A 24,989-nucleotide genomic window follows, 5' to 3' on the forward strand; every position below is an offset into this window, starting at 1 on the left:
CCCGGAGACCCCATGAGCAAGCCCTTTCGCCTCGCCTCGAAGTTCCAGCCTGCAGGTGACCAGCCATCGGCCATCGAAGGCCTGGTGGGTGGCCTGGAGGCGGGGCTGGCCCACCAGACCCTGCTCGGGGTCACGGGCTCCGGCAAGACCTTCACCATGGCCAACGTGGTAGAGCGCCTGCAGCGCCCGACCATCGTCATGGCGCCCAACAAGACGCTGGCGGCCCAGCTCTACGGCGAGTTCAAGGCCTTCTTCCCGGACAACGCCGTGGAGTATTTCGTCTCCTACTACGACTACTACCAGCCCGAGGCCTATGTGCCCTCCTCGGACACCTTCATCGAGAAGGATGCCTCGATCAACGACCATATCGAGCAGATGCGCCTCTCCGCTACCAAGGCACTGCTGGAGCGTCGCGACGCCCTGATCGTGGTCTCGGTCTCCGCCATCTATGGCCTGGGCGATCCCGACCAGTACCTCAAGATGCGCCTGCACTTCACCCGCGGCGAGCTGATCGATCAGCGCAAGCTGCTGCGCCGCCTAGCGGAGCTTCAGTACACCCGCAACGACATGGACTTCAAGCGCGGCACCTACCGGGTGCGCGGCGACGTCATCGACATCTTTCCGGCCGACGCCGAGGACGAGGCGGTGCGCGTCGAGCTGTTCGACGACGAGATCGACTCGATCCGCCTGTTCGACCCGCTCACCGGCGAGGTGCGTGGCGAGGTGCCGCGCATGACCATCTATCCCAAGTCGCACTACGTGACCCCCCGGGAGACGATCCTGGGGGCCATCGACCAGATCAAGGCGGAGCTCGTCGAGCGCCTTGAGTGGCTCAGGAAGCACGAGCGGCTGGTAGAGGCCCAGCGCCTGGAGCAGCGCACCCTCTACGACATCGAGATGATGCTGGAGCTCGGCTACTGCAACGGCATCGAGAACTACTCCCGCTATCTTTCGGGGCGCAACCCCGGGGAGCCGCCGCCCACCTTCTTCGACTACCTGCCCGACGATTCGCTGCTGTTCATCGACGAGAGCCACGTCAGCGTTCCCCAGGTCGGCGGCATGTACAAGGGCGACCGCTCGCGCAAGGAGACCCTGGTGGAGTACGGTTTCCGGCTGCCCTCGGCGCTGGACAACCGTCCCATGAAGTTCGAGGAGTGGGAGGCGATCTGTCCCCAGACCATCTTCGTCTCGGCGACACCTGGCCCCTACGAGGCCGAGCATGCCGGCCGGGTGGTGGAGCAGGTGGTGCGTCCCACCGGCCTGCTCGACCCGGAGCTGGAGGTGCGCCCGGCCACCACCCAGGTGGATGACCTGCTCTCCGAGATCCACCTGCGGGCCGGGGCCGACGAGCGCGTGCTGGTGACCACGCTGACCAAGCGCATGGCCGAGGATCTCACCGAATATCTGGACGAGCACGGGGTGCGGGTACGCTACCTGCACTCGGATATCGATACCGTGGAGCGGGTGGAGATCATTCGCGACCTGCGCCTGGGCAAGTTCGATGTGCTGGTCGGCATCAACCTGCTGCGCGAGGGCCTGGATATCCCCGAGGTCTCGCTGGTGGCGATCCTCGACGCCGACAAGGAGGGCTTCCTGCGCAACGAGCGCTCGCTGATCCAGACCATGGGGCGGGCCGCGCGCAATGCCCATGGCAAGGCGATCCTCTACGCGGACCGGGTCACCGACTCCATGCGTCGTGCCATGGACGAGACGGAGCGCCGCCGTGCCAAGCAGATCGCCTTCAACGAGGAGCACGGCATCACTCCGACCACGGTGACCCGCTCGGTGGCGGATATCCTCGAGGCGGCCCAGACACCGGGGAAGAAGGGCAAGGGGCGTCGCGGGGAGCGCAAGGTGGCCGAGCCGGCCGGTGTCTACGACCCCGCAGACCTTTCCCCCCAGGAGCTGGTCCGAGAGCTCACCCGGGTCGAGGATGCCATGTTCGAGGCGGCCCAGAACCTGGAGTTCGAGGAGGCCGCGCGGCTGCGTGATCGCCTGCATGAGCTCAGGGAACGCCAGCTGGCGCTAGGGTAAGGCAGCCTGACGCTGCCGCCATTGTGCTGAGCATCAGGGTAGGTAGCCTGAGGGTCTCGAAACCGATATTTATACCGTTATCTACTTTCTCAAACCACACATAATCCACTTTGGTGGCATCAATGAAGACAGGGCGAAGGGTAGGGTATAATGCCGCCCGTTCGAGCCCGCCACCGCGGCCACGAAGCGCCGTTCAGGAGCGGGCATGCCGACAAGCCAAGGAGTCCCTTGCCCATGACCGTGATTCGTCAGGATGATCTGATCCAGAGCGTCGCCGATGCCCTGCAGTACATCTCCTATTACCATCCCAAGGATTTCATCGACGCCATGGCCCAGGCCTATGAGCGCGAGGAGAACCCGGCGGCCAAGGACGCCATCGCCCAGATCCTGATCAATTCGCGCATGTGCGCCATGGGCCATCGCCCCATCTGCCAGGACACCGGCATCGTCACCGTTTTCCTGCACGTCGGCATGAATGTGCGCTGGGATGCCGAGATGAGCCTTGACGACATGGTCAACGAGGGCGTGCGCCGCGCCTACCAGCTGCCCGACAACGTGCTGCGTGCCTCGGTGCTGGCCGATCCTGACGGCGCCCGCAAGAACACCGGCGACAACACCCCGGCGATCATCCACCACAAGATCGTTCCCGGTGATACCGTGGAGGTCTACGTGGCTGCCAAGGGCGGCGGCAGCGAGGCGAAGTCAAAGTTCGCCATGCTCAACCCATCAGACAGCGTGGTCGACTGGGTGATGGAGCAGCTGCCCAAGATGGGGGCCGGCTGGTGTCCGCCCGGCATGCTGGGCATCGGCATCGGTGGCACCGCCGAGAAGGCCATGGAGATCGCCAAGGAGGCACTGCTCGACCCCATCGATATCCAGGAGCTGCAGGCTCGCGGCGCTTCCAATCGTGCCGAGGAACTGCGTCTGGAGCTGTTCGACAAGGTCAACAAGAGCGGCATCGGCGCCCAGGGCCTGGGCGGCCTGACCACGGTGCTCGACATCAAGGTCAAGGACTACCCGACCCATGCCGCCAACAAGCCGGTAGCGATCATCCCTAATTGCGCCGCCACCCGCCATGCCCACTTCACCCTGGATGGCAGCGGTCCCGCGGCCCTGCCGGCACCCAAGCTGGAGGACTGGCCGGAGATCACCCGCGAGGCGGGAGACAACGTCAAGCGCGTCGACCTCGACAGCGTGACCCCCGAGGAGGTGCAGACCTGGCAGCCGGGTGACACCCTGCTGCTCAACGGCAAGCTACTCACCGGCCGTGATGCCGCTCACAAACGCATGGTCGACATGATCGCCAAGGGTGAGCCGCTGCCGGTGGACCTCAAGGGTCGCTTTATCTACTACGTGGGCCCGGTGGATCCGGTGGGTGACGAGGTGGTGGGTCCGGCCGGTCCGACCACCGCCACCCGTATGGACAAGTTCACCCGCACCATGCTCGAGGAGACCGGCCTGCAGGGCATGGTCGGCAAGGCCGAGCGCGGCGAAGCGGCCATCGAGGCGATCCGCGACAACAAGGCGGTCTACCTGATGGCGGTGGGGGGCTCCGCATACCTGGTGGCTCAGGCGATCAAGAAGGCCCGTGTGGTGGGCTTCGAGGATCTCGGCATGGAGGCCATCTACGAGTTCGAGGTGGAGGACATGCCGGTGACCGTGGCGGTGGACAGCCAGGGCACCTCGGTGCACCAGACCGGTCCCGCCAAGTGGAAGGAGATCATCGCCGAGCGTGCCTGAGGTCGCCCGGTGATCCGCAGCAGCCCCGCCATCTGGCGGGGCTGCTGCCGTTTGAGTATGCTGCTCAGGACTGTTTCTGCAGGGAGTGCGCATGACGTCCTGGCTGATCGGGCTGGCGATCTTTACGGTACATCTGCTGGGTATCCTTTCCGCGGTACTCGCCCTGCTGTCCAGCCGTACCTCCCAGGGAGCCATCGCCTGGATTCTCTCCCTGCTCACCTTTCCCTATCTGGCGCTGCCTGCCTACTGGATCTTCGGGCAGCCGCGCTTCTATGGCTATGTCTCGGCCCGCGGCGAACGCGACAGCGTGCTGCGCCGGGTACTGGCCCGCTACCGTTCCCAGGTCGAACCCTTCCTCGCCGATGCCCGCGACCCCGATGTGCGTGCCGTGGAACAGCTGGCCCAGATGCCGATGACCAGCGGCAACCGTGCCGAGTTGCTGGTCGACGGCCAGGCGACCTTCGACAGCCTCTTCGACGGTATCGACAGGGCAGAGGAGTATGTTCTGGTCCAGTTCTTCATCGTGCGCAACGATGCCCTGGGCGCCGAGCTCAAGCGACATCTCGTGCGTGCCGCAGAGCGTGGGGTGCGGATCTACTTTCTCTATGATGAGGTGGGCAGTCACCAGCTCAACGAGGGCTACCTGCGTGACCTGGCCGAGGAGGGCATCGAGGTCAGCGCCTTCCGCTCCTCGCGGGGCTTTCGCCATCGTTTCCAGCTCAACTTCCGCAACCATCGCAAGGTACTGGTGGTGGACGGCAGGGAAGGGTGGCTCGGCGGCTTCAACGTCGGGGTCGAGTACATGGGGCACCATCCCCGTCATGGCCCCTGGCGCGACACCCACCTCAAGCTGACCGGGCCTAGCGTACTGGGGCTTCAGGAGGCCTTCTGGGAGGACTGGCACTGGGCCACCGGTGAGCTGATCAACCTGGCCTGGCAGCCGACACTGACCTGCGAGGAGTGCCACAGCGTGGTGATCGTTCCCTCGGGGCCGGCTGATACCCAGGACACCGCCAGCCTGCTGGTCCAGCACGCCATCCACAGTGCCCGGGAGCGCTTCTGGGTCACCAGCCCTTACTTCGTGCCCGACCAGGGGGTTCAGGATGCCCTGCGCCTGGCAGCCATGCGCGGTGTGGACGTGCGCATCATGATGCCCGAGCGGCCCGACCACCTGCTGGTGTTCCTTTCCGCCTTCTCCTTCCTGCCCGACATGCTGCGTGCCGGCGTCAAGGTCTATCGCTACCAGCCCGGCTTCCTTCACCAGAAGGTCATGCTGATCGATGATGCGGCGGCCAGCGTCGGCACGGTCAACCTGGACAACCGCTCCTTCCGACTCAACTTCGAGATCACCGCCTTCCTGCCGGATCGCCAGTTTGCCGCCCAGGTTCGGCTGATGCTCGAGAAGGACTTCAGCGACTGCCGTCGCATCGATATCGAGGAGATCACCTCGCGTCCGCTATGGCGCAAGCTGGTCTCCCGGGCCGCCTACCTGCTGGCCCCGATTCAGTGATATATTAAAATCTTGCGATGACCGGTATCCCTCGGTCGTTACGCCCACCACACGGATCGGGAGTCGCGGTGAACCTCGAGACCAAGTGGCTGGAGGACTTCGTTGCCCTGGCCAACACACGTAGCTTTTCCGCCTCGGCGCGGCAGCGCCACGTCACCCAGCCTGCCTTCAGTCGCCGCATTCGTTCCTTGGAACAGGCCGTCGGTGCCACCCTGGTGGATCGTTCCACAACCCCGGTCGGGCTGACACCGGAGGGCCAGCTCTTCCTGGTCACGGCCCGCAACCTGGTGGAGCAACTCAACGAGAGCCTCGGACATCTGCGGGGCCTGGCCATGGCCAACGAGGCCCTCGACATCGTCGCCGCCCACTCCCTGGCACTGAGCTTCTTCCCGCCCTGGATCTCGCGCCTGCAGCAGGGCATCGGTGAACTGCCCACCCGCCTGATCGCCATGAATGTGGGCGAGGCAATCCACGTGCTGCGTGAGGGCAACTGCGACCTGATGCTCGCCTATCACGACTCCCATGCCACCATGCAACTCGACTCCGAGGTCTTTCCCTCCTTCTCTATCGGCCAGGTGAAGATGGTGCCTGTCTGTCTGCCGGACGAGGATGGCGAGCCTCGCTTTCCCCTCCGGGGCGAGGATTCGATTCCCTACCTGGCCTACACCCAGGGCGCCTTCCTCGGGCGCAGCGTGCGCATGCTGCTCAAGAACGACCCGCTGCGCCTGCGTCTGCGTACCGTCTACGAGACGGCCATGGCTGAAGGGCTCAAGGGCATGGTGATGCAGGGCATGGGCCTGGCTTGGATCCCCGACTTCTGTATCCGTGAGGAACTCAAGGATGGCCGCCTGGTACGTGCCGGCGACGAGAAGTGGGATATCCCGCTAGAGATCCGCCTCTACCGCTGCTCGCTGGTCCACAAGCCCGGCGTCGAGAAGCTCTGGAAGCAGATGCAGAAGTTGCCTCGCGACTTCCTCCAGGCCTGAAAAAGGGGCGAGTGCATGCTTCGCCCGATAGCCCGGCCCCAGGCGGATCGTCGCTATTCTCAGGCAGGCGAGAGTTAGGCCCCCCCGAAGTCAGCGGGTAGCCCCAGGAAGTCCTGGATGATGAAGAAGTGGTCCTCGAAAAGGCTCTCCGGGTCGAGGTCGGCCAGCGCCACCCAGCGTGCGTGATCGCCGCCCTGCACCGGCTTCAGGCGCGGCAGCTGCTGCTCCGGGCGCAGCGCGAAGTAGAAGGCCTCGGCCAGGGTGCGCCCCCGCCAGCTGCGATGGGGCTCATCAAACAGGCGCTGCCCGCGCAGCGAGCCCTTGAGGACCGGTTCGGGCACCTTCAGCCGCACCCGCTCGCGCAGCTCCCGGAGGCAGGCGTCCAGCAGGCGTTCATGGGGATTGATGAAGCCCCCTGGCAGGGCGTAGAGCCCCTTGCCGGGCGCCGCGGTGCGCCGCACCAGCAGGACATGGCCGGACTGCACCACCACCGCATTGACCGTGACGAAGATGGGCGGGTAGGGCGCCTGGGCCCAGGCGCTGCGGTACTGGTCGAGCAGCACTTGCTCCTCGATCAGCTGGCGGTAACCCTCCCCGGTGCAGAAGCCACGCAGGGTATCGACAACCCCGGGAGGCAGGTCGTGGGACGCGCCGGTGCTCAGGTAGTCGCCGGCGGAGGAAGTGGAGCGGAACAGCCGTTCACGTATCTGGCTGGCGGAGATGCCCTCCACCAGCGGCACGCTCACCGACTCCCACTGGGGAAACAGCGACAGGTAGTAGCTGGACTGACCACGGCTGGCCCCGATCAGGCCGATGCGCGGAAGTCTTGCACCTAGAGGACTGGCGATATCACGCACCTTGCGCTGCACGTCACGCACCCAGACATCGTTGTTGTAGAGGGCATCGAGCAGCGGTACCACGGCGAGGCGTTCATTCTCTTCGGCATCGAAGGCGCTGCGCAGCATGGCGCGACGCTCGTCGAAGCGCCAGGGGTTGCGCAGGGAGCGCGCCTGCCAGGCCGAACCCACCATCACGATCACCTGCCGGGCGCGTTTCAGGGCCTGATGGATCACCGCCAGGTGGCCCAGGTGCGGCGGCTGGAAGCGACCGATGAAGACCAGGCAGTCGAAATCGGGGCTATCGGAAGTGGTGTCCGTGCAAGGGCTCATGGAGGGGCCTGCTGTGAAGTGTCCACTCCATTATGTTTGTGCACACAGAGGCTTGCAATGCGCCCCGGGCTCCGGCAAGACGCTCGAGGTGGGCTTCCGGTATGCTGTGGCAAAACGATCTTCGACAGGCACAGGGAAGCGGGGAGTTTGATGTTCGATCCAAGGAAGCTATCGCCCGCCCGGCTCAAGGCCGAGGTGATGTTCTGGTGGCAGGTGATGCATGGTGCCATCCGCCTATGGCTGGAGCGCAACGCCTTCAGCTACGCCGGCTCGCTGGCCTTCTACACGCTATTCTCCTTGGCACCCACGGTAATCATTGCGGTCACCGTGATCGGTCTGGTGCTGGGGGAGGAGGCCGCCCATGGACAGATCGTCGCCCAGCTGCAGGGCACCATGGGGCAGGATGCCGCCGCCGCCATCGAGGCCGCCGTGGCCCAGTCACGCATCGAGGAGTCGGGGCTGCTGCCCTCCCTGCTGGGCTTCGGGGCACTGCTCGTGGGTGCTACCACCGTATTCGCCCAGATGCAGTTCTCCCTCAACACCATCTGGGGAGTGACCGCGCGACCCAGTGCCAACAGCGCGCTAGTGTTCATCAAGAACCGCCTGCTGTCGCTGACCGTGGTGCTCTCCATCGGCTTCATCCTGCTGGTCTCGCTGGTGCTCGGCGTGATGCTTCGCGCCGCCCTGCAGGCCGCCGACGAGATGGTGCCCTATGTGGGCCTGCTGACCACCACCGCCGAGTTCCTGGTCTCCCTGGCGGTCATCGCCGCGCTCTTCGCGACCATCTTCAAGGTCCTGCCCGACGTGGTACTGAGCTGGCGTGACGTGGTGGTGGGGGCCCTGGTGACAGCGTTGCTGTTCGCGGTAGGCCGTTCGGTGATCGCCGTCTACCTGTCACATACCGCTACCGCCTCTACCTACGGCGCGGCAGGGTCGGTGGTGATGATCCTCCTCTGGGTCTACTACAGTTCGCTGATCCTGCTGTTCGGCGCCGCGTTCACGCGTTGTCACCTTAGCGAGCGAGGCAAGCCGCTGGTGCCGCGCAATACCGCCGTGGTGGTCAGGCGTGAGCTGCTTGGGGATATCCGCCATTCGCCGGTAAGCACCGCCGTCGAGCAGCCGGAAGCGCAGGCACCCCGTCGCGACGACGCCTGAGGGCAGCGTCGGCCTGCCCAGGACCATCGTGCCCGAGGGTGCCCGAGGGTGGCCGAGTGGGGGCGGTGGCTGGTAGAAAGGAAGTCGACCATCGAGACAAGGAGTTCGCCATGGAGACGACCTGCGTGAAGGCCCTGGTGACCGGCAAGGTCCAGGGCGTCTGGTACCGCCGCGCCACCCAGGAGCAGGCGCTCAGGCACGGCCTCACCGGCCATGCCACCAACCTGCCGGACGGCCGCGTGGAGGTGCTGCTGTGCGGCCGCCGCGAGGCCGTGAGGGAAGTCGCCGAGTGGCTTTGGAAGGGCCCGGACAACGCCCGGGTCACCCACGTGGAACTCGAGGTCCTCGAGACCCACGCCCCGGACGACTTCCGTACCGGCTGAGCCTCAGGCGAGCACGTCGGCGATCCAGTCGCTGACCGCCTCGCCGTCGACACCCAGGCAGACCTGCACCAGCGGGGTGCGCGACCAGCGCGCCTCGATGAATCCACGCCCCTCGGGGGCGAAGATCGTCTGCCCCTCGGCATCGCCCTCGGTGGCCACGGTGAGGTGACCGCGGGCCGTGGTGAACAGCTCGGGTCGCAGCAGCCAAGCCAGGGCGCAGCTGTCGTGGGGGCAGCAGCCATCGATGCCCAGGAACTCGTGATAGAAGTCACGGTAGAAGGCGTAACTGCCGGCCAGCACCTGGCCGAGCTCACCCTGGCCCGCCTCGATACGCGCCATGTGTGCCGGGGTCAGCACGCAGCGGTGGGTGACATCGAGCCCCACCAGGGTCAACGGCCAGCCGGCGGTCAGCACCCTCGCCGCGGCATCCGGGTCGTTGAACATGTTGGCCTCGGCCACGGGGGTGACATTGCCGCCCTCGCGGACCGACCCGCCCATGATCACCACCTGCTTCACCTTGTCGATGATCGCGGGGTCGAGCTGCAGCGCCGCGGCCAGGTTGCCCACCGGACCCACCGCCACCAGCGTCACCTCGCCGGGACGGGCGTTCACTGTATCGACGATAAACTGCCCCGCACTGCGGGGATCGGCCCGCCCCTCGACCTCGGGCAGGGCGATATCGCCCAGGCCGTTGGCGCCATGGATATGGGCGGGGGGCGCGTGACGGGGCTTGATCATGGGCGCGGCGGCACCCTGGGCGACCGGGACATCGTCGCGCCTGGCCAGCTGGGCGAGCAGCAGGGCATTGCGGGTAGCCACCTCCACATCGACATTGCCGTAGGTGGTGGTCATGCCCAGCAGCTCGATTTCGGGATGGCGCAGGGCGATGGCGATGGCCTGGGCGTCATCCACGCCAGGGTCGGTGTCGAAGATGATGGAATGTGTCATGACGCGCTCCGCGGTCAGGGGGCTTCAGGGTTGACGGGGGCACCCGGTGACCCGGGGCCTTGCCTAAGGGCCCGCTCCACCTCGTCGAGAGCGGGAATGCTCTCAGCGGCGCCGGGGCGCTGCACGCCGAGGGCTGCGGCAGTGGCGGCGCGGCGTAGGCAATCGGCGATCGGCATGCCCGCCTGCAGGGCGGCCAGGTAGTAGCCGATGAAGGTATCGCCGGCGGCGGTGGTATCCACCGCCATGACCGGTAGCGCCGGCTGGTGGCGGCGTTCATCTTGGTGCTGGTACCAGGCGCCTTCGCCGCCCAGGGTCAGCACCACCTCAGTCTCGGGCAGCCGTGAGGCCAGGGCATCGAGCAGAGCCTCGGCGCTGCTCTGCACGGCGAGGCCAGCCAGTCGGGCGGCCTCGGTGCGGTTGACGAACAGCACGGAACACAGCGACAGCGGCAATTGCACCACGCTGTCATCCATCGGCGCCGGGTTGAAGGCCACCTTCAGGCCCCGCTCGATGGCCAGGGGGATCAGTTCCTCCAGACCGCTACGCTCGTTCTGCAGCAGCAGCCAGTCACCCGGGGTGGCAGCATCGACGAGCTCGGCCAACTGCTCTCGCGAGCTTCCGTGGTTGGCGCCGGGGAACAGGATGATGGCGTTCTCGCCGGCATCGTCCACCTGGATGATGGCGTGCCCGCTGGGCTCATCGACCAGCCTGACCTGGCCGACATCGACGCCGGCCCGAGCCAGGGTGTCACGGGCCCAGGCGTCCTGGCGCCCGACTCGCCCCCAGTGGCTGAGACGGCCACCGGCCCGAGCCATGGCCAACGACTGGTTGGCGCCCTTGCCGCCCAGCCCCACGCGGTAATCGTGGCTAGCCAGTGTCTCCCCCGGTGCCACCAGGTGGGGGACCCGATAGAAGTGGTCGAGGTTGATGGAACCATAGTTATGGCAGTAGAAGTGCTGGCTCTCGACTCGCTGCATCGTCACCGCCCCCGTGACCATTCGCGGAGGTTGTCGGCCGTCAGCGCCACCACGTTCTGGCGCGCCTCGGGGGTGATCCAGGCGTTGTGGGGCGTGACGATCAGGTTGAGCGGTTCGTTCAGCGCATCGATCAGCGGATGGCCGTCCCGGGGCGGCTCCTCGGGCAGTACGTCCACGCCGAGTCCGCCCAGGCGGCCATCGCGCAGGGCGGTGAGGGCCGCCGATTCGTCGATGATGCCCCCCCGGGCGCAGTTGACCAGCAGGGCGCCGGGGCGGAGCCGGGCCAGCAGGTCGGCACCCACCAGGTGGTGTGTGTCCTCGTTGAGCGGGCAGTGCAGGCTGATCGCATCCACCTCCGGGGCCAGCTCGGCCAGCCCCGGGCGGTCGTCATGGGCCTCGTTGCCGGGACGGGCGGTGAAGGTCACGCGCATGCCGAAGGCCTCGGCCAGCTGTGCCACACGGCTCCCCAGCTCCCCCTGGCCGACGATCGCCAGGTGTTTGGCCTCGAGCTGCAGGGTGCGATGATCCATCAGGCAGAAGAAGGGGCTCTCGCCCCAGCGACCTGCCGCCACGTCGCGCCGGTAGAGTGGCAGGCGATTGGCCAGGGCCAGCAGCAGCATCAGGGTATGCTGGGCCACGCTGGCGGTGCCGTAGCCCGTCACATTCTTCACCGCGATGCCCAGGCGCTTCGCCGCGGCCATGTCGATGTTGTTGGTTCCCGTGGCCAGCACGCAGATCAGTTTCAGGGAGGGCAGGGCGTCGAGGGTCGCGGCGTCCAGCACCACCTTGTTGACGATCGCGATCTCGGCGGCGGTGAGGCGCTCCCGGGCCTCATGGGTGGTGCTTCTGGCGTGGATGACCAGGTCATCGACCTGGTCACGCAGAGGCGCCAGGTCGACATCGGGGCCGAGGCTTGCGGCATCGAGAATCACGGCTTTCATCGAGGGATCCTTGCTGTGTGAGGTGCGCCTTGCCCGCACTGGTGTCAGGCGCGCTATAATAGCGGGCTTTGGCAGGCTTGGAAGTTGCTGGGGCCGGCCGCATATTCGCCTGAGTCGGGCCTGGCCCGACCGCGTCCTGATACTGGGTGATGACGATTGGGAGTGATCAAACCATGCCCATCTACGAATACGAGTGCAAGGCCTGCGGCCACCGTCTGGAAAAGCTTCAGAAACTCAGCGCAGAGCCGCTGACCGACTGCCCCGCCTGCGCGGCCTCGGCGCTGTCGCGCCTGGTCTCCGCCGCCGGGTTCCGGCTGGCTGGCGGTGGCTGGTACGAGACCGATTTCAAGTCCGGCAGCAAGAAGAACCTCGCCGGTGACGGCGGTGGCGCCAAGCCTGACACCAAGACCAGCAAGAAGGATGGAGCGGCGGCCTGAGGGCCGCCCCTCGTCGATTCACGTTATTCGACTTACACCACGCAACAGAACAGGACACGACATGCGCAGCCATTATTGCGGCCAGCTCAACGAGACCCTGGTGGACCAGACGGTCACCCTGTGCGGCTGGGTTCACCGCCGCCGTGACCACGGGGGCGTGATCTTCCTCGACATGCGCGATCGTGATGGCATCGCCCAGGTCGTGGTCGACCCCGATACCGCCGAGGCCTTCGCCAACGCCGACCGTGCCCGCAGCGAGTATGTGCTGCGCATCCAGGGCCGCGTCCGGCTGCGCCCCGAGGGTACCCAGAACCCCAACATGCCCACCGGGATGATCGAGGTGTTGGCCAAGGACGTGGAGGTGCTCAACACCGCCGCCACCCCGCCGTTCCAGCTCGACGAGCATGGCAAGGTGGGCGAGGAGGTGCGTCTCAAGCACCGCTATATCGACCTGCGTCGCCCGGAGATGATCGAGAAGCTGCGCCTGCGCTCGCGCATCTCCCACAGCGTGCGCGCCTTCCTCGAGGGCCAGGGCTTCCTCGATATCGAGACGCCGATCCTGACCCGTGCCACCCCCGAGGGTGCCCGCGACTACCTAGTGCCCAGCCGTACCCATGCGGGCAGTTTCTTCGCGCTGCCCCAGTCGCCACAGCTGTTCAAGCAGCTGCTGATGGTGGCCGGCTTCGACCGCTACTACCAGATCGCCAAATGCTTCCGCGACGAGGACCTGCGCGCCGACCGTCAGCCGGAGTTCACCCAGATCGACCTCGAGGCCTCCTTCGTGGAAGAAGAGGACATCATGGGCATCACCGAGGCGATGATCCGCCAGCTGTTCCAGGAAGTGCTGAGCGTCGAGCTGCCCGAGTTCCCGCGCATGAGCTGGCACGAGGCGATGAACCGCTACGGTTCCGACAAACCCGACCTGCGCATCCCGTTGGAACTCACCGACGTCGATGACCTGATGAAGCAGGTCGACTTCAAGGTCTTCTCCGGGCCGGCCAGCGCCGACGACGGCCGCGTGGCTGCCCTGCGTGTACCGGGTGGCGCCAGGCTCTCGCGCAAGGAGATCGACGAGTACACCAAGTTCGTCGGCATCTACGGTGCCAAGGGCCTGGCCTGGATCAAGGTCAACGAGCGCGCCAAGGGACTGGAGGGGCTGCAGTCGCCCATCGTCAAGTTCATGGAGAACGTGGTCGAGGAGCTCCTCGAGCGGGTGGGTGCCGAGGATGGCGACATCATCTTCTTCGGCGCCGACAAGGCGCGCATCGTCAACGAGGCGATCGGTGCGCTGCGCGTCAAGCTGGGCGAGGACCTCGACCTCTACACTCGGGAGTGGGCGCCGCTGTGGGTGGTGGACTTCCCGATGTTCGAGGCCGACGACGATGGTCGCCTGAGCCCGCTGCACCACCCCTTCACCTCGCCGGCGTGCAGCCCCGAGGAGCTCAAGGAGAACCCTGCCGAGGCGCTCTCGCGTGCCTACGACATGGTGCTCAACGGCACCGAGTTGGGGGGCGGCTCCATTCGTATCCATGACCAGGCGATGCAGCGCCGCGTGTTCGAGATCCTCGGCATCGGCGAGGAGGAGGCCCGCGAGAAGTTCGGCTTCCTGCTCGACGCCCTGCAGTACGGCGCACCGCCCCACGGCGGCCTGGCCTTCGGCCTCGACCGCCTGGTGATGCTGATGACCGGCGGGCGTACCATCCGCGAGGTGATCGCCTTCCCGAAGACCCAGAGTGCGGCCTGCCTGATGACCGACGCGCCGGGCGAGGTCAGCGGCGATCAGCTCAGGGAGCTGAATATCCGCCTGCGGCAGAAGGCCAGGGCCGAGTCCACCGGCGAGTAATGACGCCCCCGACCCGATGCATCTCACCGGCGCCCCAGGGCGCCGGTGTCATATCCTGTTTGCACTGAAGCGCTGGTGTTGAGGCGTTCCCCGGCGCCCCTCGCCATGGTGGAAGCCACACCTGCCAGCGCTTACGGATAAACGGAGGTAGCATGGCCGGCCATAGCAAGTGGTCCAATATCAAGCACCGCAAGGCGGCCCAGGACGCCAAGCGCGGCAAGATCTTCAACAAGCTGATCCGTGAGCTGACCGTGGCCGCGCGCCAGGGTGGTCCCGATCCGGCAGACAACCCGCGATTGCGCACCGCCGTGGACAAGGCGCTCTCCAACAATATGCCCAAGGACACCGTGCAGCGCGCTATCGACCGCGGCGCCGGCAATGCCGATGACGACGCCATGGAGGAGTGCATCTACGAGGGCTACGGCCCGGAAGGGGTGGCGGTGATGGTCGAGTGCCTCACCGACAACCGCAACCGGACCGTCTCGGAAGTGCGACATGCCTTCAGCAAGTGCGGCGGCAACCTCGGCACCAGCGGCTCGGTGGCCTTCATGTTCCACAAGCAGGGCCGCCTGGCGCTGCCTGCGGGAATCTCGGAGGAGGCGGTGATCGAGGCGACCCTGGAGGCCGAGCCCGAGGATATCGTGACCCTCGATGACGACACCCTGGAAGTGGTCACTGCCCCCGACGCCTACCATGAGGTGAAGGAGGCGCTGATCGGGGCGAACATCGAGCCCGAGCGCAGTGAGCTGGGCCTGTTCCCCGAGACCACCACACCGATCGAAGACGAGGAGCTTGCCCGCAAGGTGATCCGCCTGATCGACATGCTCGAGGACCTGGATGACGTCCAGAATGTCACCACCAACGCGGAGTTCGACGATGCCGTTCTCGACGCTATCGAGTGAATGGCCGACATGCTGATCCTGGGCATCGACCCCGGCTCGCGGATCACCGGCTATGGCGTGCTGGACGTGACTACGGCCACGCCGCGCTACGTGGCCAGCGGCTGCATCCGCATTCGCGCCGACGACCTGGCCCAGAAGCTGGCCCAGGTCTATGCGGGGGTGAGCGAGCTGATCGCCGTGCATCGCCCGGCGGAGCTCGCCATCGAACAGGTGGTGATGTCGAAGAATGCCGACTCGGCCCTCAAGCTAGGCCAGGCGCGCGGCACCGCCATCGTCTGTGCGGCCAACCACGGCCTGCCGGTGAGCGAGTACGGTCCGCGCCAGATCAAGCAGGCGGTCACCGGCTCGGGGCGTGCCGACAAGCTCCAGGTGCAGCACATGGTGACCGCGATCCTGGGGCTCTCGGCGACTCCCCAGGCCGATGCCGCCGATGCCCTGGCCATTGCCCTGACCCATGCCCATGCTCGCCGCGGGCTGGTCACCAGCGGCAGCTTCGGTGGCCATCGCAGCCGGCGCAAGGGCGGCTCCTGGCGCGATTTTCGGCCCTGACGCTGTCGCTTCCAGGCGACGCTTTCGGCGTTCTCGAACGCCGTTCTACCGGGCTGGCCAGCCCCGCGGCCGACCAGTATAGTGGCCCCAACGGCGGCACCTGCCGCCCACCCTGACGCAAGGATACGGACTTCCCATGATCGGACGCCTGCGAGGCACGCTTCTCGACAAACAGCCCCCCTGGCTGGTGGTGGATGTGGCCGGCGTCGGCTACGAGCTGGAGGCCTCCATGACCACGCTGGTGGCCCTGCCCGCCGTCGGCGAGGCGGTATCGCTCTACACCCATCTCAGCGTGCGCGACGATGCCCACCTGCTGTATGGCTTCCTGCGCGACCAGGAACGCACCCTGTTTCGTGCGCTGATCAAGGTTAACGGCGTGGGGCCCAAGCTGGCCCTGGCGATCCTCTCCGGCATGGACGAGGCGGCGTTCCGGCGCTGCGTGCTGGATGATGACGTCAAGTCGCTGACGCGGCTGCCCGGCGTCGGCAAGAAGACTGCCGAACGGCTGATCATCGAGATGCGTGACCGCTTCCCCCACTGGGAGTCCCCGGAGCCCTCCCTGTCGGGACTCGAGGGCGGCAGTCGGCCCGGCTCGCCGGGACAGGACCCGCTGGCCGATGCCGAGGCGGCACTGGTCAGCCTTGGCTACAAGCCGACCGAGGCGGCCAGGATGCTCAGTGGCCTCGAGGGCGAGGGCAGTACCGAGGCCATGATCAAGGCGGCATTGAGCCGCCGGATGGCGGGGTAGCACGATGCTGGAGAGCGACCGCCTGATCGCCGCCGATGTCCGCGAGGGAGAGGAGCCCGTCGATCGCGCCATTCGCCCCAAGCGACTCGCCGACTACATCGGCCAGCCCCGGGTACGCGAGCAGCTCGAGATCTTCATCGGCGCCGCTCGTGGACGCGGCGAGAGCCTCGACCACACCCTGGTGTTCGGTCCGCCGGGGCTCGGCAAGACGACCCTGGCCAACATCATCGCCGAGGAGATGGGCGTCGGGCTCAAGTCGACCTCGGGGCCGGTGCTGGAGCGCGCCGGTGACCTGGCCGCCATGCTCACCAACCTCGAACCTGGTGATGTGCTGTTCATCGACGAGATCCATCGCCTCTCGGCGGTGGTGGAGGAGATCCTCTATCCCGCCATGGAGGACTTCCAGCTCGATATCGTGATCGGCGAGGGGCCGGCGGCACGCTCGATCAAGCTGGACCTGCCGCCCTTCACCCTGGTGGGCGCCACCACCCGAGCGGGCCTGCTTACGTCGCCGCTGCGTGACCGCTTCGGTATCGTCCAGCGCCTGGAATTCTATGCCATCGAGGAGCTCACCGAGATCGTCTCACGCTCGGCGCGACTGATGGGGGTCGTGGCCGATCCCGAAGGGGCGCTGGAGGTGGCGAAACGCTCCCGGGGCACGCCGCGCATCGCCAACCGGCTGCTGCGCCGGGTGCGCGACTACGCCGAGGTGCGCGGCAACGGCCATGTCGACGCCGCGATCGCCGACCGGGCCCTGGACATGCTTCATGTCGACCAGCACGGCCTCGACCATATGGATCGCCGCCTGCTGCTGGCGATGATCGAGAAGTTCGACGGCGGGCCGGTGGGCGTCGACTCCCTGGCCGCCGCCATCGGCGAGGAGCGCGACACCATCGAGGACGTGATCGAGCCCTACCTGATACAGCAGGGGCTGATGATGCGCACCGCCCGCGGTCGGGTGGTGACTCGCCAGGCCTGGCAGCACTTCGGCCTGGCTCCCGCGGCCGGCGCCGAGGATGCCGCGGGGGAGACGCGTCCATGAGCGAGTTTCGCTTCCCGGTTCGCGTCTATATCGAGGATACCGATGCCGGCGGCATCGTCTACTACGTCAACTATCTCAAGTACATGGAGCGGGCACGCAGCGAATGGCTACGCGCACGGGGCATCACCCAGCACGCGCTGTTCGAGAGCGGGGTCCAGCTGGTGGTGCACCGGCTGGAGTGCCGCTATGCCAAGCCCGCCAGGCTGGATGACGCGCTCGAAGTGAGCGCGGAGGTCCTGACCGCGGGTCGTGCCCGGCTGCAGTTCGGCCAGGTGGTGACCCGTCGCGGGGAACCCCTGTGCGAGGCGAGGGTCGACATCGCCTGTATCGATGCCACGCGCCTCAGGCCCATACCCTGGCCGCCGGCGCTCGCCGAGCTGCTGGCTCACACTTCTGCTCAACCGCAAGCCTGACGAGGATGCCCGTGAACGACGCCATGTCCATACCCCACCTGATCATGAACGCCAGCACCGTGGTGCAGCTGGTCATGCTGCTGCTCACGGTGGGGTCGATCCTCTCCTGGATCGTGATCTTCCAACGCACCTTCATGATGCGCCGCGCCCGCAAGGCCCACCGTGGCTTCGAGGACCGCTTCTGGTCCGGTGTCGATCTCAATGAGCTCTACCGCGAGGTGCCCCCGGAGCAGGAGACCCAGGGTGCCGAGCACATCTTTCGCGCCGGCTTTCGCGAATTCAACCGGCTGATGTCCAAGACCCGCAGCCCCCAGGCGATCCTCGAAGGGGTGCAGCGCAGCATGCGGGTGGCCTGGTCCAGGGAGGAGGAGCGTCTCAACCTGCACCTGGTCTTCCTGGCTACCGTGGCCTCGGCCAGCCCCTATATCGGGCTGTTCGGTACGGTGTGGGGCATCATGGGCTCCTTCCAGTCCCTTTCCATGGCCCAGCAGGCGACCCTCTCCACCGTGGCGCCCTGGATCGCCGAGGCCCTGATCGCCACCGCCATGGGGCTGTTTGCCGCCATTCCGGCGGTGATCTTCTACAACCGCCTGTCCGCGGAGTCCGGCCGCCTGCTGGGCAAGTACGAGGACTTCGCCGAGGAGTTCCACTCCATCCTGCACCGCAACCTGCAGGGCCGGTCAGACGCCGGCGGTGCCTGAGGGAGTCACGTCATGCATGGACCCTTTCATCGCGGGGGAGCCCGCAAGCCCATGGGCGAGATCAACGTGGTCCCCTTCATCGACGTCATGCTGGTGCTGCTGGTGATCTTCATGATCACAGCACCCATGCTGACCCAGGGGGTCAACGTCGATCTTCCCCAGGTGACCTCGGAGCCCATCGATCCCCCCGAGGACAGCGACCCGATCATCGTGTCGGTGGATCGCGACGGTCAGTACTACCTCTCCATCGGCGGCGACGAGACCGAGATGCCCCTGGAGGAGGTCGCCGATCGCGTGATCATCCTGCTCGAGCGCAAGCCCGGCACGCCGGTGATGGTACGCGGCGATCGCAACGTCTCCTATGGCCAGGTCGTGACCCTGATGGGCACGCTGCAGACCGCCGGCGTCGCCAACGTGGGGCTGATCTCCGAACCGCCGAGCGGGGGGGAGTAAGCGCACCATGGCCAGACGACATGCCCGGGTAGGCTATGGGCTGCCGACGCTGCTGGCGGTGGGGCTGCACGTCCTGGTGCTGCTGATCAGCGTGATCAGCCTGCCGGCCAGCGACCGCGAGCCCCAGCCATCCTCCATCGTTCAGGCGACCCTGGTCAGCACCGAGACCGTTACCGACCAGGCCCAGCGGGCCGAGGCGGCGCGTCAGCGTGCCCTGGCCAGGCAGGCCGAAGAGCAGCGCGAAGCCGAGGAACAGGCCCGCCAGGCGGAAGAGCAGGCCGCCGCTCAGGAGGCGCAGCGCGAGGCGCAGCAAGAGGTGGAGGAACAGGCGCTCGAGGAGGCACGTCAGGCCGCCGAGGCCGAGGCTGCCAGGCGTAGCGAGGAGGCCGAGGCCGAGACCCGGCGTCTCGAGGAGCAGCGTCAGGCCGAGGAAGAGGCCCGGCGCGAGCGCGAAGCCGAGGCGCAGCGCCGTGAGGCCGAGGAACAGCGCCGTCGCGAGGAGGAGGCCGCACGCCAACGCGAGGCGGAGGAGCAGGCCCGCCGCGAACAGGAAGCCGAGGAGCAGCGCCGTCGCGAGGAGGAGGCCGCACGCCAGCGCGAGGCGGAGGAACAGGCCCGCCGCGAACAGGAAGCCGAGGAGCAGCGCCGTCGCGAGGAGGAGGCCGCGCGTAAGCGCGAGGCGGAGGAGGAAGCCCGTCGTGCCCGTGAGGAGGCCGAGGCAGAGATGCAGCGGTTGATCGAGGGGGCGGATGAGCGTGTCGCCAATGCGCAACAGGGTCAACAGGCGGCCAACGACTTTATCGCTCTGGTGCGCCAGGCCGTAGAACAGTCCTGGCGGATTCCCCCCAATGTCTCCTCCGGGGCGACGGCCGAGATATCGGTACGGCTAGGCCCCTCCGGAGAGCTGTTTGTCGCCGAGATCTCACGCTCCAGCGGTGACAGTGCCTTCGACCGTTCCGCCGTCCAGGCCGTTGAGGCCGCGGCACCGTTCGCCGAACTGCGACAGTTGCCAGCCGGTGTGCAACGGGACTACCGTCAATTCAATCTGCGCTTCAGACCGGGAGATGTACGCTGATGAAATCCCTGATGACTGCCTGGCTGGCCGCCGCGCTGCTGCTGGTGAGTCAACTCGCCCAGGCCGACCTGACCATCGAGATCACCCGTGGCAACGAGAGTGCCACGCCCATTGCCGTGGTGCCCTTTGCAGGTGGCGAGGAGCTGCCCGAGGACGTGGCCCAGGTGATTCACGACGACCTCGAGCGCAGCGGTTACTTCGAACCGCTGCCGCGCCGCCAGATGATGGACCAGCCCGCCAGCGCCGATGAAGTACGCTACGGCGACTGGAAGGCCCTGGACGTGCGCTACCTGGTGGTGGGCAGCGCCGAGCGCGAGGGCGACGGCTACCGGCTGCGCTTCGAGCTGATGGATGTCAGTGGCGAGAAACGCATGCTCGGCGAGGTGGTCACTGCCGACTCGGGCGAGCTGCGCGGCGCCGCGCACTACATCAGCGACCAGGTGTTCGAGGCGATCACTGACATTCGCGGTGCCTTCTCAACGCGCATCGCCTACGTCACCTCCCAGGGCGTTGGCGACGACATGCAGTTCGCCCTCTACGTGGCCGATGCCGATGGCCACAACAGCCAGCAGGTGCTGAGCTCGCGGGAGCCGATCCTGTCGCCGGCCTGGTCACCGGATGGGCGCAAGCTGGCCTATGTCTCCTTCGAGACCGAGCGTCCCGCCATCTACGTCCAGGAGTTGGGTTCCGGACAGCGGGCACGCATCAGCTCCTTCCAGGGTATCAACGGGGCCCCGGCCTGGTCACCGGACGGTCGCCGCCTGGCCATGTCGCTCTCCAAGGATGGCCAGCCGGAGATCTATGTGATGGATATCGGGTCCCGCGACCTGCAACGCCTCACCAACGACTCGGCCATCGATACCGAACCCTCCTGGGCGCCGGACGGTCGCAGCCTGCTGTTCACCTCCGACCGCAGCGGCGGCCCGCAGCTCTATCGCCACGACCTGGCCAGCGGCGAGCAGAAGCGCCTGACCTTCACCGGCAACTACAATGCCCGTGGCCGCTTCTCGCCGGACGGCGAGGCGCTGTTCCTGATCCATCGTTCCAGCGAGGGCTACCAGGTCGCCCGCCAGGATCTGGACAGCGGCCGCCTGGTGACGCTGAGCGAGTCACGCTGGGACGAGTCGCCCAGTGTTGCGCCCAACGGGACCATGGTAATCTTCGCCACCCAGCAGGGTAACAGCGGGGTGCTGGGGGCAGTCACTGCCGATGGACGCGCGTCCTTCCGGCTGCCCTCCGCTCAGGGTGATGTGCGCGAACCCGCGTGGTCACCTTTCATGAACTGATGCTTCAGGAGTATGAAACGATGCAATTCAAGCCCTATGCCCGTTCCCTGGCGGTCGCCCTGTCGCTGGCCCTGGTGGCCGGCTGCTCCAGCACCGGCGGTACCCAGGACGGCTCCATGGACGGAACCCGCGATGGCAGCGGTGCCAGCAGCAGTGGCGTGAGCGATGGTCGGACCAGCGGCTCCGGCTACGGTGGCACCGCAGGGGCTTCCGGCCAGCAGGCGGACGGCCGTATCCCCCAGCAGCGCACCATCTACTTCGAGTTCGACAGCGACCGCATCCGCAGCGAGTTCGAGCCGGTGCTGGCCGCCAACGCCCGCTACCTGCGCGAAAACGGCAATGCGCGCGTGGTTCTCCAGGGTCACACCGATGAGCGTGGAACCCGCGAGTACAACATGGCGCTGGGCGAGCGGCGTGCCCGTTCGGTGGAGCAGTTCCTCTCCGTGCAGGGTGTGTCCCCCTCCCAGGTCGAGGTGGTCAGCTACGGCGAGGAGCGTCCGGCGGCCCGCGGCCAGAATGAAGAGGCCTTCGCCCAGAACCGCCGGGTCGTGTTCGCCTACTGAGGCGAGCGCCCGCGTCGAGGGAGACACAGATGAAACACGGTCTGAAAGGACTGTGCGGTGCGGGAGCCATGGTGCTCCCGCTCTCCGTAGGGCTTCCCGCACTGGCCCAGCAGCCGGTGGTCGAGGACCTGACCGCACAGCCCAACACCTTCTATCAGCAGACGGAAACCCGTGAAGCGGCGGGTGGCAGTCTGGTGATCTTCAACCAGGTACAGGAGCACCAGGAAGAGCTACGCCGCCTGCGTGGGCAGGTCGAGGAGTTGCGCCATCAGCTCGAACAGCTGCGCGGGCAGACCCGTCAGCAATACATGGACCTCGAGGATCGCCTTTCCTCGCTGTCGGTGGGCGCCGGCCCGACCAGTGGTGATGCGACCGACGAGGCTAGCCAGAGAGTCGACGAGCAGGCCGCAAACCAGGTGGCCGACCAGTCCGACTCTCCGGCCCCGCGTAGCGACGATCCCGATGCCCAGGCGGCCTATCAGCAGGCCTTCGCCAGCGTCCAGGCACGCGAGTTCGATGCGGCCATTGCCGCCTTCGAGGGTTTCGTGGGCGACTATCCGGACAGCCGCCTGACCCCCAACGCCCACTACTGGCTGGGCGAACTGCATTCCGCCGAGGGGCGCCTGGAACCCGCCGAGGCGGCCTTCCGCACGGTGCTCGACGACTACCCCGAGAGCAACAAGGTACCCGACGCCCTCTACAAGCTGGGCCTGCTCAAGGCGCGCCAGGGCCAGCCGGACGAGAGCCGGGAACTGCTCGAGCAGGTCCGCGAGGCATATCCCGAGAGTACCGCGGCGGGGCTGGCCGGCGACTTCCTGCGCGACGCCGGCAACTGATCACCGAGGAGAACCAATGACCACCTGCAAGATCGACTACCAGGCGCCGAGCGAGCTGCTGCGCGACCGCGTGATCCTGGTCACCGGTGCCGGCGATGGCATCGGCCGGGCCGCAGCACTCGCCTATGCCCGACACGGCGCCACGGTGATCCTGCTGGGGCGCACCATCGCCAAGCTGGAGGCGGTATACGACGAGATCGAGGCCGCGGGCGGCCCGCAGCCGGCGATCTTTCCGCTGAACTTCGAGGGTGCCACCCTCAAGGACTACCACGACATGGCCGAGACCCTGGACCGGGAATTCGGCCGCCTGGATGGCATCCTGCATAATGCCGGGCAGCTCGGTCGCATCATGCCCTTCGAGCAGTACAATCCCGAGCTCTGGGAGCAGGTCATGCAGGTCAACATCAATGGCCCAATCTGGATGACCCAGGCACTGCTGCCACTCCTCAAAAGCTCCCGGGATGCCTCGGTGATCTTCACCTCATCCGGCGTGGGCAGGAAGGGACGCGCCTACTGGGGTGCCTACGCGGTCTCGAAGTTTGCCACCGAGGGCTTCGTGGAAGTGCTTGCCGATGAGCTGGAGCACCTGGGAAACATCCGGGTCAACAGCCTCAACCCCGGCCCCACCCGCACCCAGATGCGCCGCACCGCCTATCCGGGCGAGGATCCCAATGCCCTGCGCACCGCCGAGGAGATCATGCCCACCTACCTGTGGCTAATGGGCCCCGAGAGTCGCGGCCACAACGGCGAGAAGTTCGACGCCCAACCGCCGAAGGCCTGACACCGCTGCCGCTGGCGTGCCTTCTCAATCCAGCGCCGCCGCCAGCGCCTCGCCGGTCTCGAACCAGAGGTCGGCGGGCCAGCGGCGGTAGTCGTCCTGCTCCTCGATATAGCCCCAGCCTACCGCTACGGCGGCCATGCCGGCCGCCCTGGCCGCCTGCATGTCGCGCAGGTGGTCGCCGATATACCAGCAGCGCGCCGGATCGGCACCCAGGCGGCGCGCCGCCTCCAGCAGCGGTGCCGGATCGGGCTTCTTGACCGGCAGGTCGTCGGCGCAGAGCAGCGCTCCGGGAGAGAGCGCCAGGGCCTCCACCAGCGGCGCGGCATAGGCGCGTGGCTTGTTGGTGACGATGCCCCAGGGACGCTCGGCCGCTTCCCAGCCCATAAGCAACGGCACCAGGTCGGGAAAGACGCGACTTTCCGCGGCCACTGCCTCACCGTAGGCAGCGAGCAGGAAGGTGCGCGCCTCGTCGTGCCCTGCTGCCTCACGTGGCAGGCCCAGGGCGAGTTCCACCAGGGCGCTGCCGCCGTTGGAGACCTGGGCGCGGATCAGCGGATAGGGCAGGGCGGCGAGGCCATGGTGCTCGCGCAGGGCATTGGTGGCCCGGGCCAGGTCAGGTGCGGTATCCACCAGGGTCCCGTCGAGATCGAAGAGCAGGGCGGCGGGGCGGGACATGGCGATCATGCTTCCTCGCGCCGGCAGTGCATCAGGTAGTTGACCGAGACATCGGTCGGGTGCAGCCGGTAGCGGCGGCTCAGCGGGTTATAGACCAGTCCGCTCTGCTCACGCACTTCCAGGCCTGCCTGACGGCACCATCCGGCCAGTTCGGCGGGGCGGATGAACTTGGCATAGTCGTGGGTGCCACGGGGCAGCATGCGCAGCAGGTACTCGGCCCCCACCACCGCCAGGGCCAGCGCCCTGGGGTTACGGTTGAGGGTCGAGAAGAACACCTGGCCACCGGGCTTGACCAGGGTTGCGCAGGCACGCACCACCGAGCCAGGATCCGGCACGTGCTCCAGCATCTCCAGGCAGGTGACCACATCGAAGCTTTCCGGCGCCTCCTCGGCCAGGGCCTCGACGCTGACCCGGCGGTACTCGATGGCAAGCCCGCTCTCCTCAGCATGCAGGCGGGCCACGCCCAGCGGGGCCTCGCCCAGGTCGATGCCGGTGACCTCGGCACCGCGATGGGCCATGCCCTCGGCGAGGATGCCGCCGCCACAGCCCACATCAAGCACCCGCCGCCCGGCCAGGCCGGCACGTGCGTCGATGAAGTCCAGGCGCAGCGGATTGATATCGTGCAGCGGCTTGAACTCCCCCGTGGCGTCCCACCAGCGTCCTGCCAGGGCCTCGAACTTGGCGATCTCGCCCGGATCTACGTTGTCCGCTGAGGTTGATGTTGCGCCCATCTGCGCTCTCCGTTGCTGGTTCATGGTACAGGCCTCGGCCAGGTTGTTGGCGTGACGCTACAGTCGCTGTCGTCGTGTCGACACAGTGGCAGGCCTGGTCGCGTCCGGTAT

The 24,989-nt window shown here is 66.9% G+C and carries 26 protein-coding genes; 20 read left to right on the forward strand and 6 right to left on the reverse strand.

What is annotated here, in order from left to right; genetic code table 11:
- Positions 1-12: 12 nt before the first annotated feature.
- The 4 genes from uvrB to ACJ7IV_RS07645 all read left to right on the forward strand — a co-directional run bounded on the left by uvrB (position 13) and on the right by ACJ7IV_RS07645 (position 6,270).
- Positions 13-2,034 carry an excinuclease ABC subunit UvrB gene (gene uvrB / locus ACJ7IV_RS07630; RefSeq protein ID WP_483866462.1) on the forward strand — a complete coding sequence of 674 codons (2,022 nt, stop codon included), beginning with the start codon at positions 13-15 and terminating at the stop codon, positions 2,032-2,034.
- 234 nt (positions 2,035-2,268) lie between these two features.
- Positions 2,269-3,774: a fumarate hydratase gene (locus ACJ7IV_RS07635; RefSeq protein WP_483866463.1), complete on the forward strand. Its 1,506-nt coding sequence runs from the start codon at positions 2,269-2,271 to the stop codon at positions 3,772-3,774.
- 91 nt (positions 3,775-3,865) lie between these two features.
- Entirely contained in the window at positions 3,866-5,284 is a 1,419-nt protein-coding gene (gene cls, locus ACJ7IV_RS07640) for a cardiolipin synthase (protein ID WP_483866464.1), read from the forward strand.
- 68 nt (positions 5,285-5,352) lie between these two features.
- Positions 5,353-6,270 (forward strand): LysR substrate-binding domain-containing protein, encoded by a 918-nt coding sequence (locus ACJ7IV_RS07645; RefSeq protein WP_483866465.1) that lies wholly within the window; start codon positions 5,353-5,355, stop codon positions 6,268-6,270.
- A gap of 74 nt (positions 6,271-6,344) precedes the next feature.
- Here the strand turns inward: ACJ7IV_RS07645 and ACJ7IV_RS07650 are convergent, their stop codons facing one another.
- A complete protein-coding gene (locus ACJ7IV_RS07650; RefSeq protein WP_483866466.1) occupies positions 6,345-7,439 on the reverse strand; it encodes a bifunctional nicotinamide-nucleotide adenylyltransferase/Nudix hydroxylase in 1,095 nt (364 codons plus the stop codon).
- A 150-nt stretch (positions 7,440-7,589) separates the two neighbouring features.
- On the opposite strand from ACJ7IV_RS07650, the gene ACJ7IV_RS07655 reads away from it, so the two are divergent.
- Together ACJ7IV_RS07655 and ACJ7IV_RS07660 are read left to right on the forward strand one after the other, a co-directional pair.
- Positions 7,590-8,594 carry a YihY/virulence factor BrkB family protein gene (locus tag ACJ7IV_RS07655; protein WP_483866467.1) on the forward strand — a complete coding sequence of 335 codons (1,005 nt, stop codon included), beginning with the start codon at positions 7,590-7,592 and terminating at the stop codon, positions 8,592-8,594.
- Positions 8,595-8,704: 110 nt separating this feature from the next.
- A complete protein-coding gene (locus tag ACJ7IV_RS07660; protein WP_483866468.1) occupies positions 8,705-8,977 on the forward strand; it encodes an acylphosphatase in 273 nt (90 codons plus the stop codon).
- A 3-nt stretch (positions 8,978-8,980) separates the two neighbouring features.
- Here ACJ7IV_RS07660 and ACJ7IV_RS07665 read toward each other — a convergent pair whose 3' ends face one another.
- From ACJ7IV_RS07665 to ACJ7IV_RS07675, 3 genes are read right to left on the reverse strand one after another with little or no spacing between them, the layout of a single operon-like run.
- Positions 8,981-9,925 (reverse strand): nucleoside hydrolase, encoded by a 945-nt coding sequence (locus tag ACJ7IV_RS07665; protein WP_483866469.1) that lies wholly within the window; start codon positions 9,923-9,925, stop codon positions 8,981-8,983.
- A gap of 14 nt (positions 9,926-9,939) precedes the next feature.
- A complete protein-coding gene (locus ACJ7IV_RS07670) occupies positions 9,940-10,902 on the reverse strand; it encodes a ribokinase (RefSeq protein ID WP_483866470.1) in 963 nt (320 codons plus the stop codon).
- Between the two features lie 2 nt (positions 10,903-10,904).
- Positions 10,905-11,843: a D-2-hydroxyacid dehydrogenase gene (locus ACJ7IV_RS07675; protein ID WP_483866471.1), complete on the reverse strand. Its 939-nt coding sequence runs from the start codon at positions 11,841-11,843 to the stop codon at positions 10,905-10,907.
- A 173-nt stretch (positions 11,844-12,016) separates the two neighbouring features.
- On the opposite strand from ACJ7IV_RS07675, the gene ACJ7IV_RS07680 reads away from it, so the two are divergent.
- From ACJ7IV_RS07680 to ACJ7IV_RS07745, 14 genes are all read left to right on the forward strand, one after another.
- A complete protein-coding gene (locus tag ACJ7IV_RS07680; RefSeq protein ID WP_483866472.1) occupies positions 12,017-12,280 on the forward strand; it encodes an FmdB family zinc ribbon protein in 264 nt (87 codons plus the stop codon).
- Positions 12,281-12,341: 61 nt separating this feature from the next.
- Positions 12,342-14,123, forward strand: a complete 1,782-nt coding sequence (aspS, locus tag ACJ7IV_RS07685; protein ID WP_483866473.1) for an aspartate--tRNA ligase — start codon at positions 12,342-12,344, stop codon at positions 14,121-14,123.
- 152 nt (positions 14,124-14,275) lie between these two features.
- Positions 14,276-15,025, forward strand: a complete 750-nt coding sequence (locus ACJ7IV_RS07690) for a YebC/PmpR family DNA-binding transcriptional regulator (RefSeq protein ID WP_483866474.1) — start codon at positions 14,276-14,278, stop codon at positions 15,023-15,025.
- A 9-nt stretch (positions 15,026-15,034) separates the two neighbouring features.
- Positions 15,035-15,574: a crossover junction endodeoxyribonuclease RuvC gene (gene ruvC, locus ACJ7IV_RS07695; protein WP_483866561.1), complete on the forward strand. Its 540-nt coding sequence runs from the start codon at positions 15,035-15,037 to the stop codon at positions 15,572-15,574.
- Positions 15,575-15,710: 136 nt separating this feature from the next.
- Positions 15,711-16,322, forward strand: coding sequence for a Holliday junction branch migration protein RuvA (ruvA, locus tag ACJ7IV_RS07700; protein WP_483866475.1), 612 nt, complete (start codon positions 15,711-15,713; stop codon positions 16,320-16,322).
- Between the two features lie 4 nt (positions 16,323-16,326).
- On the forward strand, positions 16,327-17,364 hold the full coding sequence (ruvB, locus tag ACJ7IV_RS07705; protein WP_161432163.1) for a Holliday junction branch migration DNA helicase RuvB: 1,038 nt from the start codon (positions 16,327-16,329) through the stop codon (positions 17,362-17,364).
- Complete coding sequence (gene ybgC, locus ACJ7IV_RS07710; RefSeq protein WP_282040214.1) at positions 17,361-17,777, forward strand: tol-pal system-associated acyl-CoA thioesterase; 417 nt, start codon at positions 17,361-17,363, stop codon at positions 17,775-17,777. The genes ruvB and ybgC overlap by 4 nt, the downstream gene beginning before the upstream one ends.
- Before the next feature lie 11 nt (positions 17,778-17,788).
- Positions 17,789-18,478: a protein TolQ gene (gene tolQ / locus ACJ7IV_RS07715; protein ID WP_161432161.1), complete on the forward strand. Its 690-nt coding sequence runs from the start codon at positions 17,789-17,791 to the stop codon at positions 18,476-18,478.
- A 12-nt stretch (positions 18,479-18,490) separates the two neighbouring features.
- Positions 18,491-18,931: a protein TolR gene (gene tolR / locus ACJ7IV_RS07720; protein ID WP_161432160.1), complete on the forward strand. Its 441-nt coding sequence runs from the start codon at positions 18,491-18,493 to the stop codon at positions 18,929-18,931.
- A 7-nt stretch (positions 18,932-18,938) separates the two neighbouring features.
- Positions 18,939-20,006, forward strand: a complete 1,068-nt coding sequence (gene tolA, locus ACJ7IV_RS07725) for a cell envelope integrity protein TolA (RefSeq protein WP_483866476.1) — start codon at positions 18,939-18,941, stop codon at positions 20,004-20,006.
- Positions 20,006-21,292 carry a Tol-Pal system beta propeller repeat protein TolB gene (tolB, locus tag ACJ7IV_RS07730; protein WP_483866477.1) on the forward strand — a complete coding sequence of 429 codons (1,287 nt, stop codon included), beginning with the start codon at positions 20,006-20,008 and terminating at the stop codon, positions 21,290-21,292. The genes tolA and tolB overlap by 1 nt, the downstream gene beginning before the upstream one ends.
- A gap of 20 nt (positions 21,293-21,312) precedes the next feature.
- Complete coding sequence (gene pal / locus ACJ7IV_RS07735; protein WP_213311530.1) at positions 21,313-21,855, forward strand: peptidoglycan-associated lipoprotein Pal; 543 nt, start codon at positions 21,313-21,315, stop codon at positions 21,853-21,855.
- A gap of 29 nt (positions 21,856-21,884) precedes the next feature.
- Positions 21,885-22,691, forward strand: coding sequence for a tol-pal system protein YbgF (gene ybgF, locus ACJ7IV_RS07740; RefSeq protein WP_483866478.1), 807 nt, complete (start codon positions 21,885-21,887; stop codon positions 22,689-22,691).
- A 16-nt stretch (positions 22,692-22,707) separates the two neighbouring features.
- Positions 22,708-23,472, forward strand: coding sequence for a YciK family oxidoreductase (locus tag ACJ7IV_RS07745; RefSeq protein WP_483866479.1), 765 nt, complete (start codon positions 22,708-22,710; stop codon positions 23,470-23,472).
- 24 nt (positions 23,473-23,496) lie between these two features.
- Here ACJ7IV_RS07745 and ACJ7IV_RS07750 read toward each other — a convergent pair whose 3' ends face one another.
- A complete protein-coding gene (locus tag ACJ7IV_RS07750; RefSeq protein ID WP_483866480.1) occupies positions 23,497-24,156 on the reverse strand; it encodes an HAD-IA family hydrolase in 660 nt (219 codons plus the stop codon).
- Positions 24,153-24,878: a bifunctional 2-polyprenyl-6-hydroxyphenol methylase/3-demethylubiquinol 3-O-methyltransferase UbiG gene (gene ubiG / locus ACJ7IV_RS07755; protein ID WP_483866481.1), complete on the reverse strand. Its 726-nt coding sequence runs from the start codon at positions 24,876-24,878 to the stop codon at positions 24,153-24,155. The genes ACJ7IV_RS07750 and ubiG overlap by 4 nt, the downstream gene beginning before the upstream one ends.
- Positions 24,879-24,989: the final 111 nt, after the last annotated feature.

It is taken from the genome of Halomonas sp. C10-5, assembly GCF_057169305.1.

What these genes read in the sequence shown, in the direction of transcription:
- aspS (WP_483866473.1), top strand. Translation starts at nt 12,342, where the DNA reads ATGCGCAGCCATTATTGCGGCCAGCTCAACGAGACCCTGGTGGACCAG.
- tolA (WP_483866476.1), top strand. Translation starts at nt 18,939, where the DNA reads ATGGCCAGACGACATGCCCGGGTAGGCTATGGGCTGCCGACGCTGCTG.
- ruvC (WP_483866561.1), top strand. Translation starts at nt 15,035, where the DNA reads ATGCTGATCCTGGGCATCGACCCCGGCTCGCGGATCACCGGCTATGGC.
- ACJ7IV_RS07650 (WP_483866466.1), bottom strand. Translation starts at nt 7,439, where the DNA reads ATGAGCCCTTGCACGGACACCACTTCCGATAGCCCCGATTTCGACTGC.
- ruvB (WP_161432163.1), top strand. Translation starts at nt 16,327, where the DNA reads ATGCTGGAGAGCGACCGCCTGATCGCCGCCGATGTCCGCGAGGGAGAG.
- ruvA (WP_483866475.1), top strand. Translation starts at nt 15,711, where the DNA reads ATGATCGGACGCCTGCGAGGCACGCTTCTCGACAAACAGCCCCCCTGG.
- ACJ7IV_RS07665 (WP_483866469.1), bottom strand. Translation starts at nt 9,925, where the DNA reads ATGACACATTCCATCATCTTCGACACCGACCCTGGCGTGGATGACGCC.
- tolR (WP_161432160.1), top strand. Translation starts at nt 18,491, where the DNA reads ATGCATGGACCCTTTCATCGCGGGGGAGCCCGCAAGCCCATGGGCGAG.
- ACJ7IV_RS07680 (WP_483866472.1), top strand. Translation starts at nt 12,017, where the DNA reads ATGCCCATCTACGAATACGAGTGCAAGGCCTGCGGCCACCGTCTGGAA.
- ACJ7IV_RS07655 (WP_483866467.1), top strand. Translation starts at nt 7,590, where the DNA reads ATGTTCGATCCAAGGAAGCTATCGCCCGCCCGGCTCAAGGCCGAGGTG.
- ACJ7IV_RS07635 (WP_483866463.1), top strand. Translation starts at nt 2,269, where the DNA reads ATGACCGTGATTCGTCAGGATGATCTGATCCAGAGCGTCGCCGATGCC.
- ACJ7IV_RS07675 (WP_483866471.1), bottom strand. Translation starts at nt 11,843, where the DNA reads ATGAAAGCCGTGATTCTCGATGCCGCAAGCCTCGGCCCCGATGTCGAC.
- ACJ7IV_RS07660 (WP_483866468.1), top strand. Translation starts at nt 8,705, where the DNA reads ATGGAGACGACCTGCGTGAAGGCCCTGGTGACCGGCAAGGTCCAGGGC.
- ybgF (WP_483866478.1), top strand. Translation starts at nt 21,885, where the DNA reads ATGAAACACGGTCTGAAAGGACTGTGCGGTGCGGGAGCCATGGTGCTC.
- ACJ7IV_RS07690 (WP_483866474.1), top strand. Translation starts at nt 14,276, where the DNA reads ATGGCCGGCCATAGCAAGTGGTCCAATATCAAGCACCGCAAGGCGGCC.
- ACJ7IV_RS07750 (WP_483866480.1), bottom strand. Translation starts at nt 24,156, where the DNA reads ATGATCGCCATGTCCCGCCCCGCCGCCCTGCTCTTCGATCTCGACGGG.
- tolB (WP_483866477.1), top strand. Translation starts at nt 20,006, where the DNA reads ATGAAATCCCTGATGACTGCCTGGCTGGCCGCCGCGCTGCTGCTGGTG.
- ubiG (WP_483866481.1), bottom strand. Translation starts at nt 24,878, where the DNA reads ATGGGCGCAACATCAACCTCAGCGGACAACGTAGATCCGGGCGAGATC.
- uvrB (WP_483866462.1), top strand. Translation starts at nt 13, where the DNA reads ATGAGCAAGCCCTTTCGCCTCGCCTCGAAGTTCCAGCCTGCAGGTGAC.
- ybgC (WP_282040214.1), top strand. Translation starts at nt 17,361, where the DNA reads ATGAGCGAGTTTCGCTTCCCGGTTCGCGTCTATATCGAGGATACCGAT.
- ACJ7IV_RS07745 (WP_483866479.1), top strand. Translation starts at nt 22,708, where the DNA reads ATGACCACCTGCAAGATCGACTACCAGGCGCCGAGCGAGCTGCTGCGC.
- ACJ7IV_RS07670 (WP_483866470.1), bottom strand. Translation starts at nt 10,902, where the DNA reads ATGCAGCGAGTCGAGAGCCAGCACTTCTACTGCCATAACTATGGTTCC.
- pal (WP_213311530.1), top strand. Translation starts at nt 21,313, where the DNA reads ATGCAATTCAAGCCCTATGCCCGTTCCCTGGCGGTCGCCCTGTCGCTG.
- cls (WP_483866464.1), top strand. Translation starts at nt 3,866, where the DNA reads ATGACGTCCTGGCTGATCGGGCTGGCGATCTTTACGGTACATCTGCTG.